8 protein-coding genes and 1 CRISPR repeat array (1 of these 9 only partly in view) are annotated in these 12,473 nt (G+C 38.1%); all 8 genes read left to right on the plus strand.

What is annotated here, in order from left to right; genetic code table 11:
* The first annotated feature begins 387 nt into the window (after positions 1-387).
* The 8 genes from K3F53_RS02835 (at position 388) to K3F53_RS02870 (ending at position 10,676) form a co-directional block, all read left to right on the plus strand.
* Positions 388-1,845: a type I restriction-modification system subunit M gene (locus K3F53_RS02835; RefSeq protein WP_220559315.1), complete on the plus strand. Its 1,458-nt coding sequence runs from the start codon at positions 388-390 to the stop codon at positions 1,843-1,845.
* Positions 1,838-3,043 (plus strand): restriction endonuclease subunit S, encoded by a 1,206-nt coding sequence (locus K3F53_RS02840; protein WP_220559316.1) that lies wholly within the window; start codon positions 1,838-1,840, stop codon positions 3,041-3,043. Before K3F53_RS02835 ends, K3F53_RS02840 begins: the two co-directional genes overlap by 8 nt.
* Positions 3,044-3,086: 43 nt before the next feature.
* The gene (locus K3F53_RS02845) at positions 3,087-6,428 is read left to right on the plus strand and encodes a DEAD/DEAH box helicase family protein (protein WP_220560721.1); all 3,342 of its coding nucleotides are present in this window, start codon (positions 3,087-3,089) and stop codon (positions 6,426-6,428) included.
* A gap of 582 nt (positions 6,429-7,010) precedes the next feature.
* Positions 7,011-7,376 (plus strand): PTS transporter subunit IIC, encoded by a 366-nt coding sequence (locus K3F53_RS19260; RefSeq protein ID WP_057899902.1) that lies wholly within the window; start codon positions 7,011-7,013, stop codon positions 7,374-7,376.
* A 42-nt stretch (positions 7,377-7,418) separates the two neighbouring features.
* Entirely contained in the window at positions 7,419-7,730 is a 312-nt protein-coding gene (locus K3F53_RS19265) for a PTS transporter subunit IIC (protein ID WP_343211541.1), read from the plus strand.
* A gap of 43 nt (positions 7,731-7,773) precedes the next feature.
* Positions 7,774-8,808, plus strand: coding sequence for a DUF1835 domain-containing protein (locus K3F53_RS02860; protein ID WP_220559317.1), 1,035 nt, complete (start codon positions 7,774-7,776; stop codon positions 8,806-8,808).
* Between the two features lie 748 nt (positions 8,809-9,556).
* Positions 9,557-9,880, plus strand: coding sequence for a transposase (locus K3F53_RS02865; protein WP_057899899.1), 324 nt, complete (start codon positions 9,557-9,559; stop codon positions 9,878-9,880).
* Complete coding sequence (locus K3F53_RS02870; RefSeq protein WP_220559318.1) at positions 9,861-10,676, plus strand: IS3 family transposase; 816 nt, start codon at positions 9,861-9,863, stop codon at positions 10,674-10,676. The genes K3F53_RS02865 and K3F53_RS02870 overlap by 20 nt, the downstream gene beginning before the upstream one ends.
* A 287-nt stretch (positions 10,677-10,963) precedes the next feature.
* Positions 10,964-12,473: a CRISPR direct-repeat array (repeat unit 29 nt; unit sequence GTTTTATCTGAACGTAGTGGGATATAAAG); it runs 1,686 nt beyond the window's last position.

Consider the following 12,473-nt stretch of genomic DNA (forward strand, 5'->3'; position numbering starts at 1 on the left):
GCATCTCTTTTTTATAGTGATAAGGGAAAGATGGCTATTGAATGGATAGTTATTAATAAATGCTAAAGGCTCTTTTCACAAAGATTGTTGTTTGTAACGTAAAATTTTTACTGAGCTAACGGGCACAATTGGATTGCTTTTTTGGCGCAGTCAATAATTAAAGAAACTTTGTATTGTATTATGAAAAAAAGAATAAGAAGTTGCGGTGTATTATATGGAGGAAGATTGTGTAATACATTGCTGATTTTTTGTTGATATGCTAACCTATACGTACGAGGCATGCAACATTCTCCTTTGCGTAAAAATCGTTGGTTGTACATTTATTTTTACACAGGATGAATGTTGAGGCCTCTTTTTGTTTGCTGGAAATAGCAAGGGGGTAGTTGCATGATTACAGGAGAATTAAAGAACAAAGTCGATAAAATATGGGAAACATTTTGGACAGGCGGGATCACAAATCCGCTGACGGTCATTGAGCAGTTTACATATCTTTTATTTATTAAAGGGCTTGACGAAGTGGAAGCAAAAAATGAACAGGAAGCCGGTCTGTTAGGTATTGATTTTGAACCAATCTTTCCTGAAGATAAACAACACTTGCGTTGGAGCAAGTTTAAAAACTTAGAAGCTACGCAAATGTACGAAATCGTATCAAAAGAAGTATTCTCGTTTATTAAAAATCTGCATGGTAATAAAGATTCTGCGTACGCCAAATACATGAACGATGCGATTTTTATGATTCCTACACCGCAAATGCTTTCAAAAATTGTGGATGGTATCGACAATATCCCGATGAAAGATCGCGATACACAAGGAGATTTATACGAATATTTGTTGTCAAAAATTGCGACAGCGGGAACGAACGGTCAATTCCGTACACCGCGTCATATTATCAAAATGATAGTAGAGTTAGTAAAACCAACACCGGAAGATATTATTGTTGACCCGGCGGCTGGTTCTGCGGGCTTCCTAGTAGCGGCAGGTGAATATCTGCGAGATAAGCGAAGTGACTTATTTTTAGTCCAAAGTTTAAAAGAACATTTTAATAACCATATGTTTCACGGCTTTGATATGGATCGTACGATGCTGCGCATCGGTGCGATGAACATGATGCTTCACGGTATTGAAAATCCGAATATCGAATATCGTGATTCATTATCTGAGCAAAACAAAGATAAAGACAAATATACGCTTGTTCTTGCCAATCCGCCTTTTAAAGGTTCGTTAGATTATGATGCGGTTTCAAGTGATTTATTAAAGATTTCCAAGACAAAGAAAACCGAGCTTTTATTCTTGGCCTTATTCTTGCGCATTTTAAAAACGGGCGGACGTTGTGCGTGCATCGTGCCGGACGGAGTGTTATTTGGAAGCTCGAAAGCGCATAAAGATATTCGCAAAGAAATCGTGGAAAATCATAAATTAGAAGCGATTATTTCGATGCCAAGCGGCGTATTTAAACCATATGCGGGCGTTTCGACGGCGATTATGATTTTCACGAAGACAGGTGCTGGCGGCACGGATCAAGTATGGTTTTACGACATGAAAGCCGATGGCTATTCGTTAGACGATAAACGCAACCCGATTGAAAAAAACGACATTCCGGATATTATTGAGAGATTCAATAATCTTGAAGCGGAAAAAGAGCGGAAACGCACGGAACAGTCGTTTTTTGTGCCGATTGATGAAATACGAGAAAATAAATATGACCTCTCTATTAATAGATATAAAGAAATAGTATACGAGGAAGTGAAGTATGAAGAACCTAAAGTCATAATTGAAAAAGTAAAGAAATTAGAAGAAGAAATTGTACAAGGGATAAAAGAGTTGGGGGAAATGTTAAGTGAGTAGATTTAAAGTAATTGATCTGCTTGAAAATGTTGTTAGTGGAGAATGGGGACAGGAACCAACTGGCTCTGATGATGTAAAAGTTATTAGAACTATAAATTTTTTAAATGATGGGAGATTAGATCTTAATAAAGAAATAGCATTTAGGAATATTGAAATACAGAAAGTAATTGAAAAAAAATTAAATTATGGTGATATCATTATAGAAAAATCTGGAGGTTCCCCTGAACAACCAGTTGGAAGAGTTGTTTATTTTGATATTAAAAACGATATTTATTTATGTAATAACTTTACTAGTATTCTAAGACCAGATAGTAATAAGATTGTAAACAAGTACCTTTTTTATTACTTATTTTATAGGTACAGGACTAAAGCTGTACTAAAATATCAGAATAAAACGACTGGGATAATTAACTTGAAATTGGATGATTATTTAAAAAATTTGAGTATAGACTTACCTTCAAAGGAAGCTCAATTAAAATTTGTTTCTACTCTAGATAAAACCCAAGAACTTATCGACAAACGAAAAGCCCAAATTGAAGCGTTAGATCAGTTAACGCAAAGTGTGTTTTTGGAGATGTTTGGAGATCCAGTGCAAAATTCTTTAGAGTTTAAAACAGAACCACTTCATGAATTATGTGTTCACATTTTTGGAGGGGGTACACCATCAAAAAGTAATCCTGAATACTATATAGGAAATATACCTTGGGTAACCCCAAAGGATATGAAGGATATTGTTATAAATGATAGTATTGATCATATTAATGAGGATGCAATAGCAAATAGTTCAGCTAAGTTAATCCCACCTAATTCACTTTTGATGGTTATCAGAAGTGGGATTCTAAAGAAAAAGCTTCCTATAGCGATAAATACTAGAGAAGTGACAGTAAATCAAGATATGAAGGCTTTTGTAGTGGATAAAAATAAGATAACTGTTGAATATTTACTTTATTTCTTTGAATTTTACCAGAAAGTTTTATTAAACCGAGTTAGATCAGTTACAGCTGATAATCTCGATTTTCAACAAATTAAAGAAATATTAGTACCAGTTCCCGCAATAAATAAGCAAAAGGAGTTTAGCAACATCTTTTATAAAGTTCTAGCAGAGAAAAATAAATGCTTACAACAATTAAATGAATTAGAGAATAACTTCAACTCCCTTATGCAACGTGCATTTAAGGGAGAATTGTTTAGTGATTAACAAATATAGAGAGAAATGGTTTCGATTACGGGAGGGGTGTTTGTTGCTATCCAATTTTCATTTTTTAGTAGAGAAGCCACATTATGAGAGCTTTACGAATGCCTGTCTAGAAGCCGAAAAAGCTTTGATTGTCAGCCCGGCGACGTGTGCGATTTTGACGCGCCGCGCGCTGGAACTTGCGGTAAAGTGGGTATACAGCTTTGACAGCGCCTTGAAAGCTCCTTATCAGGACAACCTTTCAAGCTTGATTCATCATCATGGATTTTTGTCGATCATTGACGAAGATTTATTACCGTTATTGCGTTACATTGTCAAACTTGGAAATGTCGCAGTTCACACGAACTCGATGATTACGAGAGAAGAAGCAATTCTTTCCCTTCACAATCTTCATCAGTTCGTCTCTTGGATTGATTATTGTTATTCCGATGAATATACTGCTGCTGACTTTGATGAATCATTGCTGCAAATCGGCGAGGAAAAGCGTGAGCGTCCGGAAGAATTAAAGGATTTATACGAACGGCTAAGCTCGAAAGACAAGCGTCTTGAAGAGATGATGAAAGAAAACGAACAGCTGCGCGCTCTTCTCACAGCCAAACGGGAAGCGAACACGAAAGAGTACGATTTCCAAGTCGATGAATCAAGCGAATTTGAAACAAGAAAGAAATATATTGACTTGGACTTGAAGCTTGCAGGCTGGGAATTTAAAAAGGATGTTGTCATTGAATACCCTGTTGTTGGCATGCCGAATCAGGAAGGAATCGGCTATGTCGATTACGTCCTTTTTGGCGACAACGGCAAACCGCTTGCGGTCATCGAAGCGAAACGAACAACCGCTGACCCGAACAAAGGAAAGCAACAGGCGAAACTATATGCCGACTGCATCGAAAAAATGTACGGCCAACGCCCGATTATTTTCTATACAAACGGTTTTGAAACGAACATTTGGGATGATCTGAACTATCCGGCGCGGAAAATTTCCGGTTTTTATAATAAAGAAGAGTTACGCTTACTGATCGATCGCCGCACAATGAATTTGCCGTTAAAAAATGTAAAAATCAATGACAATATTACAAACCGCTATTACCAAAAAGAAGCGGTTTTAGCCGTATGTGACACCCTTGAGAAAAAACGGCGCAAAGCATTGCTTGTCATGGCGACAGGGAGCGGCAAAACACGGACGGCGATTTCGATTGTTGATGTGCTCACCCGCCACAATTGGGTGAAAAATATTTTGTTTTTAGCTGACCGCAAAACGCTTGTAACGCAAGCAAAAAATAATTTTAGTCATTTGCTGCCGAATTTAACGCTTTGTAATTTACTTGATAATAAAGATAATCCGGAAGAAAGCCGGATGGTGTTTTCGACTTATCCGACGATGATGAACGCGATTGACGAAGCGAAACGAAAAGACGGAAAACGTCTCTTTACGGTTGGGCATTTTGATTTAATTATCGTCGATGAATCTCATCGAAGCATTTATAAAAAATATCGGGCGATTTTTCACTATTTTGATGCGATGTTACTCGGGCTTACCGCAACACCGAAGGACGAAATTGACCGCAATACATATGAAGTGTTCGATTTAGAAAACGGTGTACCGACCTATGCCTATGAATTAGATCAAGCGGTTCAAGATGGATATTTAGTTGATTATCGTACGATTGAGACAAAACTAAAGTTTCTTGAAGAAGGTATTCATTATGATGACTTATCTGAGGAAGAAAAAGAACGATACGAAGAAACGTTTGATGATGAAGTAGGCGAGGATATTGACAGCGCGGCATTAAATGAATGGCTGTTTAATGACGATACGATCGATACCGTGCTTAAAAATTTGATGGAAAAAGGAATTCGCGTTGAAGGTGGAGACAAACTTGGCAAAACGATTATTTTTGCGAAAAACCATCGTCACGCGGAAAGAATTGTACAGCGCTTTGATCAATTGTTTCCTGAGTACAAAGGTGGCTTCGCACGAGTTATTGATTACAGTGTGAACTATTACCAAACGTTAATCGATGATTTTTCTGACCGCAACAAACTGCTGCAAATTGCCGTATCGGTCGATATGCTTGATACTGGAGTGGATATTCCAGAAGTTGTGAACCTTGTGTTCTTCAAGAAAGTACGCTCCAAATCAAAGTTTTGGCAAATGATTGGGCGCGGAACCCGCTTATGTAAAGACTTATTAGGAATCGATCAAGATAAAACCCACTTCCTCATTTTCGACTATTGCGGCAACTTCGAGTTTTTCCGAGAAAACCCAAAAGGGATCGAAGGAAAAGCGGTGGAAAGCTTAACGGAGCGTTTGTTTAACTCTAAAGTTGAAATCATTAAAGAACTGCAACATTTACAATATCAAGAAGAAGAGTATATTGCCCATCGCAATGAATTCATTGATGAGGTACTAGCCGAAATCAATAAGCTAAACGAAGAAAACTTCCGTGTACGCCAACATATTCAATATGTGCACAAGTTTAAAAATAGAGCCAAGTGGGACTCTTTAGCAGCGATGGATGTAAATGAGATCAAAAAATACATCTCGCCGCTCATTGTTCCGCTGAACGATGACGAATTTGCGAAACGTTTTGATTTACTTATGTACACGATTGAGTTGGCAAAACTGCAAACAAAAAATGCGACAAAGCCGATTAAAAGCGTCATCCGAACCGCCGAAGCGTTATCCAGGCTTGGTTCAATTCCTCAAGTGGTAGAACAAAAATATATCATTGAAAAAGTACAAACAGAAGAGTTTTGGAGCGAAGCTGATATTTTTGAATTAGAAACTGTTCGCGAAGCGTTACGTGATTTAGTCAAATTCCTTGAAAAAGAGACGCAAAAAATTTATTACACGAACTTTAAAGACGAAATCTTAGAAGTGAAAGAAAACGGCCCGATGTTTGATGTCAATGACCTGCAAAGCTATCGAAAAAAAGTTCACCATTACCTTCATGAACACCGTGACCAAATCGCAATTTACAAATTAAGAAACAACAAAAAGTTAACAGCCCAAGATTTAAAAGCATTAGAAGAGATTCTATGGAACGAGCTTGGCACAAAGGAAGATTATCAAAAAGAGTTTGGGGAAACACCAGTGACGAAACTTGTTCGTCAAATTGTTGGTCTTGACCCGCAAGCGGCTAATGAGGCCTTTTCCGAGTTTTTATCTAGTGAACGACTTAACATCAACCAAAGCCGCTTCGTCAAACTGATTATTGATTACTTCGTTAGAAACGGAGTCATGGATAAAAAAGTATTGCAGGAAGAACCATTTAAAACCGCAGGCGGCATTGTCGAACTTTTTAAAGATAACATGGACGATGCGCGGAAAATTATTCGCATTATCGACGAGATTAACAAGAATTCGGAAGATATTGTCGGGGCTTAGCAAAAGCGTGCTTGTAGTATCTAATATTAAGTCGGTTGGGTTTTACTAACACCTAAAAAGGCAAAATACATTTGACAATTAACAATAAATACGATTATTCCCTCAGTACAGGAGCTTACAAATTTTCTTAAAGCGCTTAAAAGTGAATCACCTTATGTATTATTGTCCGAAACACACATTGGAAATTTACAAGGTTTCACGAAAAAATGTCACGAGATGAATATATTTCTACGAATGAAATGATAACAGAATTGTTTGATTGTGGAATAAAAAGGGTTACAACGAGTCATCCTGCTCTTTGGAAAACAAAATAGCTTATACGGGTTATGTGAATAAGCGAAACCCTACAGAGCTCTAGTCGTTGTTAAGCTAGGTTTTTGTAGGGTTTTTTGTTTTTTTAGGAGGTGAGTGTTATTTATGTAGTCGTTTAATTACGAATGTTTACGACAAATAAGGAGGAGGGGCTCAAATGACAATAATCGAATCGTTAATACAATTAGGACCTTCTGTGATGATGCCGATCATTTTCTTTATTCTTGAATTGTTTTTCAAGTAAAGATTGGTCAAGCTTTTAAAGCAGCGATGTTAATTGAGATTGGGTTTGTAGGAATTAATTTAGTCATTGGCTTATTACTAGATATTCTTGATCTTGCCGCAGAATCAATGGTTAACCGTTTTGAGCTAAAGTTAACCGTTGCTGATCCCGGATGGCCAGTCGGTGCTACGATCGGTTGGGGAACTCCGATTGTTCCGTTTGTTGTTTTTGGAGCGATTATTTTAAATGTAATTCTATTATTGTTAAAGCTTACGAAAACTGTAAACATTGATATTTTTAATTATTGGCATTTCATGCTGACAGGCGGCGTTGTGCACACTGTGACAAATAGCATCACGATATCTGTAATCGCTTCTTTGCTTCCCTTCTATATTGGACTGGACACCACCTGACTAGTTGGAAATCCAGCTGTATTAGCAACAGGATTACTACTGATTCCAGGAGCGCTTGTTTTAGCTGTGTTTCTCCCAGGAAACAAAGTCCTTCCATTTGTCGACTTAGCGTCGCTTATCTTTCTCGTACCAATGGCGGTTCCTTATTTAAAGAAAAAATTAATTCGTTTGTTTTTATCCGGTATAGTGATTATATTATATGCAGGAAGTTCAATTGCCCCTTTTTATACAAAAACAGCTGAAATGGTGAACGTAACTTTGCCAGAAAATCTTCAATCTGCAACTGATACTGATCATATCCCTTTTTTGAAAATGATGGATAATTATTACATATCCCCTGATCTTATATTATAATACATATGATAGTTTTTGCGATATAGAAAGGAATGATAAAACAATGATAGAAAATCTAAAGAAAATAATAGATGATTTGCCAGAAAAAGAAGCGAAAACATTGTTGTACCATATATTCTTGAGAATGAATCTGGTGGAAGAAACGCAATACAGCCAAGAACAATTTTTTACTGATATGAGCAAGACATATAAGCAAATTCTGAATTACAAAGTCAATCAGATGCATAACGAAGAAAACAAGCCATACAAAAAAGTACATATTATTTTTGGTGTTTCTGCTTCTGGATCTCTACGAATGGTACTTAAGGAGTCAGGGGTAAGTGGAGAAGAGAAAGTGATTACGTTTTCTGACCTGTTTTCTATTGGTCCTGTATGGCAATTGCACACTGAAGAAGGCAGGGAGGCGAGAAAAGAGTGGTTTACAGAGCATTTTCGCTACAACGAAGGAGACAGCACGCATTATATGCAGCACTTTCAAACCGCCCTCAATGAAATTTACTCGATTCCTTCGGATGTGCCCGTCACAATTTGGACAGGAGAAAACGCCCATGAGCAAACTGGACTCCGATTCGTTTTGTATCTGTTAAGAGAGAAAATAAATACGATTACTATTATTAATACTGCAGAAGCCTATAAACAGCATTTCAATCGACAGGATACTAGGTCTTTATATACAGGGGAAATTAGCACGGAACGATTGCAGACTATATATGATGAAATAGATAGGCTCATTCAGCCACTAACAATTCAGAACCGGGACAGGCTTGTTGAAGAATGGCTTCGTCTTGCTGATACGCGGGAAGTATTGCGTATTTGGAAAAATGGATGCGTGGAGAGTGTTACAGAAGAGTGGTGTGACTCATATATTATCCAGGCGGCTCAGAAGTTTCATAACAAGCAGAAGCAAAAAAATTTCATGAAAGCAGCGAGAGTGATTGGAGAAGCTTTAGGGAGCCTGGAACAATATGTCGGTGATGAATTTCTGGAATATCGACTTAGAATGCTGATAAGTCAAAATGTTTTTGAAGTAATAGGCAGTTTGGAAGCTATGAGGTATTATAGCGTCCGACTGCAATAAAGAGGAAATTGGAAAATATATAAGAATTCCTTTGCTTGTAATTGTAGAGGGATTCTTTCCAAAACACCATTTATCACCAAAAAAGAGCTATGAGTATTTCACAGCTCTTTTTGTGTACATGAGGGTTCTATTTCCGTTTTCACTTAATTGATTTCTTATTCTAAAATTCTGTGATAATTTTTCAGCTACGTTTATGCAGAAACCCTACCAAAAGACCAGAATCCAGCCATGTTTTCCAAGCTTCTTACCTTCACCACAAATGGATGGCGATTTTTCAAGTAAGACTTATATAAAACATTTTTTTAAGATGAAACAGTTTAAATATTACCAAAATTACCATTATAATTATAATAAAAAGTATAGAAAACTTCCCATATAGCACTAGTGGATACCTACTACATTTTACGGAGGATTATAGCTATGGATCATCTAATTGCTTTAGATGCGTGTGCTAGTCCTAAATTAGAACGAGCAAAGCTTGAATATGAATGGGAACAATTTATTTCTGGAAACAATACAAGCCCATCCATTCGTCCCCTAATATACTATTCATGGAAACGATGTCTGGAACAAAACGTAAATCCTTTTCAAAGCAAAACATTCATCAGACTTAGTAAGGAGCAGATCGAGGAATATTTATCAACCAATCTACTATATCGTATTCTAAAACCTCTTTAGCCCCCTAGAGAAGTTGGACACTAAGGGTGTATTTTGATTACACTTATAGTGACAGAGGGGGAAGACATCAATGACAAGAAGAAAGTATTCCATTGATTTCAAAAAACAAGTGGTGAAAGAAGCGAAAGAGACCGGTAATTTAGCAGCCGTTGCCCGCCGTTATGAGTTATCCGCTAACATGGTGGGGCGCTGGAAGCGAGAGTTCGAGAGCGGAAAACATGGAGAAATTGATTTCTCTATGGTTCCGGTCCTTGATGCCGAAGAAGTTGTGAAAGAAAACGAACAACTTAAACGGTTACTTGGCGAACAGGCATTAGAACTTGCGATTTTACGTGATTTGATAATACTACCATCGAAAACGAAAAGGGCAGAACGTGGAACCAGTGAAAAGTGAGGGACGAGCCATACCGGGCTATTCCCTAAAGCAGGACGGCACAAAAGTGTCCGATGAACAGATCAAAGAATGGTTGATGGAAGGCATGGAAGGCGAAGCCTATGCCTATGGGTACCGTAAACTGACCGTCTTTTTACGTCGGACATACGGGCTTTGTATCAACAAGAAAAAAGTGTACCGATTATGCAAGGAGATGGATATTCTACGGCCACAGCGCCAAAAACGGGATTCGTACCCGAAAAAGCTGGCACGAAACCGCATTATTACCGGCTCGAATCAATTGTTTGAAACGGACATTAAATACGGGTATATCGCTGGAGAAGACCGCTTCTTTTTCATCCAGTCCGTTCTGGACGTATATGACCGTTCGGTCATTGCGTATCATATGGGTCTGTCCTGTGAGGCAAAGGATGCGAGTCGTACGATACAACAGGCATTATTTAAACGGCAATTATTTGGAATAGATACGCTTCCCGTTCTTCGTTCCGATAATGGCCCGCAATTTACGTCTCATCATTTTACACAAGCATGTGAAACGTTTGGAATTGTTCATGAGCGTATTCCACCACGAACACCGAATATGAATGGGCACATCGAAGCGTTTCATCGCATCCTGGAAGATGAATGTCTGGCACGTTATGAGTTTATGTCCTATGCAGAGTCGTATCAAGTTGTAACAGATATCCGCTTTTATAACGAGAGACGAATCCATTCGAGCATTTGCGATTTAGCTCCACAAGAGTTTTATGCGCTTCAAACAGAACGTAAGTTCGTAATTAGAGAAGTGCGAGTATAAGCGAGGAATTTTACGAAAAAGGATGAATAAGGTTGTTTGTGTCCAAGTAATGGGGGTTAATCCGAAACCAATACTTGTGAATTTAATTTAGAAGAGAATGGGTAGTTTGCAGTGAAGATAGTTTTTGGTAGAATAAGCACAAAGCCTTGTGTGATAAGGTTTTCGTGCTTTTTTTTATAGAGTATGAAAATAGAATTGCCGGTTTACTGCAAAAAATGATTTTTGGTTGATTTGTTGGAACGTGAAAGGTTTGAGAAATAAAGGATTTTGGCTGCTTGGTTTTTAGGGTTTTATCTGAACGTAGTGGGATATAAAGAATTTATCAAGTAATACCGTTCCGTCATCGAAGTAAACGTTTTATCTGAACGTAGTGGGATATAAAGTCACTTCTTATCTCATTTTGTTGTTCTTGTAGTTGAGTTTTATCTGAACGTAGTGGGATATAAAGCAACCAAAACCGTCACAACAAGGGTCGAAGCAAGGCCAGTTTTATCTGAACGTAGTGGGATATAAAGTTATACTTTCCCAAACGGACTGAATCACCATCTTAATGTTTTATCTGAACGTAGTGGGATATAAAGTTTCGTTAAAATTTCGTTAAACTTATGTTTTAATCTGTTTTATCTGAACGTAGTGGGATATAAAGGAAGAGTACGCCAAAAATCCAGATTTACGAGCGTTCCGTTTTATCTGAACGTAGTGGGATATAAAGTTTCGTTTTTCGTACGATTTTTCTAGTTTGGATTCGTATGTTTTATCTGAACGTAGTGGGATATAAAGGGCGAAAACAAGCTAATATACATCGACCAGGACAGCGTTTTATCTGAACGTAGTGGGATATAAAGGTTCTTGCCTACAAGAATATTTTACCACAGAGCAGGGGGTTTTATCTGAACGTAGTGGGATATAAAGTTGTAACTACACCTTGCACCGCGCTAATCGAACTAGGTTTTATCTGAACGTAGTGGGATATAAAGACGTTCTTCGTGGCCAATCATATAAACACGGGTTTTTGGTTTTATCTGAACGTAGTGGGATATAAAGTTTTCAGTTGCGGCGACAGCCATTGGTGGTGCGCTTGGTTTTATCTGAACGTAGTGGGATATAAAGCTACAAGCCCAAACCCTTTGCCTGCCATACCGCCCAAGTTTTATCTGAACGTAGTGGGATATAAAGGAACCAGTTCCCGAACCAGAGCCGGTTCCGACTCCAGAGTTTTATCTGAACGTAGTGGGATATAAAGTCTTTTTCGCCTCCTCTTCGTGTGAGGGAGTATGAGTTTTATCTGAACGTAGTGGGATATAAAGCGTATTCGTCCTCTTCCGAAAAGTCATGCGGCACGAAGTTTTATCTGAACGTAGTGGGATATAAAGTCGACTTCAAAACCGTTATCACGATGTACGAAAAGGAAGTTTTATCTGAACGTAGTGGGATATAAAGCATAATATGCGTATAGCTGTCTCTAACATGCTTAAAGTTTTATCTGAACGTAGTGGGATATAAAGTTTCCCCGAGTCCGAACGTTCAGCCTGCTCCGATACCGGTTTTATCTGAACGTAGTGGGATATAAAGTCCTCTTTTATCTATACAATACACCATCCCCCTTTACTAGTTTTATCTGAACGTAGTGGGATATAAAGGTTTCTTTGGCCACTCTTAGCTCGGTGTTGGTAGGGTTTTATCTGAACGTAGTGGGATATAAAGCGAGAAAACGGGACTATCGAAAGACGCAATGAACCGAGGTTTTATCTGAACGTAGTGGGATATAAAGGTTGCAGCGGTTACGTGCAGAGGAAG

Source organism: Aneurinibacillus thermoaerophilus, assembly GCF_019603355.1.
GTDB classification, from domain to species: Bacteria; Bacillota; Bacilli; order Aneurinibacillales; family Aneurinibacillaceae; genus Aneurinibacillus; species Aneurinibacillus thermoaerophilus.

Excerpts from the sequence above, each read along its gene's own strand:
- K3F53_RS02835 (WP_220559315.1), top strand. The coding sequence starts at position 388 with ATGATTACAGGAGAATTAAAGAACAAAGTCGATAAAATATGGGAAACA.
- K3F53_RS19260 (WP_057899902.1), top strand. The coding sequence starts at position 7,011 with ATGTTAATTGAGATTGGGTTTGTAGGAATTAATTTAGTCATTGGCTTA.
- K3F53_RS02860 (WP_220559317.1), top strand. The coding sequence starts at position 7,774 with ATGATAGAAAATCTAAAGAAAATAATAGATGATTTGCCAGAAAAAGAA.
- K3F53_RS02865 (WP_057899899.1), top strand. The coding sequence starts at position 9,557 with ATGACAAGAAGAAAGTATTCCATTGATTTCAAAAAACAAGTGGTGAAA.